This is a genomic window from Saccharothrix sp. ST-888, assembly GCF_000955975.1.
In the GTDB taxonomy this organism is placed as follows: domain Bacteria; phylum Actinomycetota; class Actinomycetes; order Streptomycetales; family Streptomycetaceae; genus Kitasatospora.
Genome location: NZ_JYJF01000726.1, coordinates 1 through 332 on the forward strand (window position 1 = coordinate 1; position 332 = coordinate 332).

Below are 332 nucleotides of genomic sequence, written 5' to 3' on the forward strand. Positions count from 1 at the left end.
CCGAGCCCGCACGTCAACTGGTCGGCGGGGGCGGTCGAACTGCTCACCGAGGGCAGGCCGTGGCCCGAGACCGGGCACCCGCGCCGGGCCGGGGTGTCCCCCTTCGGGGTCAGCGGCACCAACGCGCACGTCCTGCTGGAGCACGTCCCCGACCCGGACGCGACCGCCGACCCCACCGGCACCGACAACAGCCCGAGGACCCGCTCTCCCGGGCCGCCGCCGATCGTGGCTTCGACGCGCGGCGCACCGGCGCTCCGCCACCGGGCAGCGGCCCCGCCCCCCACGCCCAGCGCCGCGGGCCAACTCGCCCACCTGGCCTACTCGTCGTCCAG

The 332-nt window shown here is 78.3% G+C and carries 1 protein-coding gene; it reads left to right on the forward strand.

Translation table 11 applies throughout. The annotated features are described in order from the left end of the window. A partial coding sequence (locus UK12_RS34375; protein WP_045307151.1) for a ketoacyl-synthetase C-terminal extension domain-containing protein occupies positions 1 to 332 on the forward strand: 332 nt, incomplete at both ends.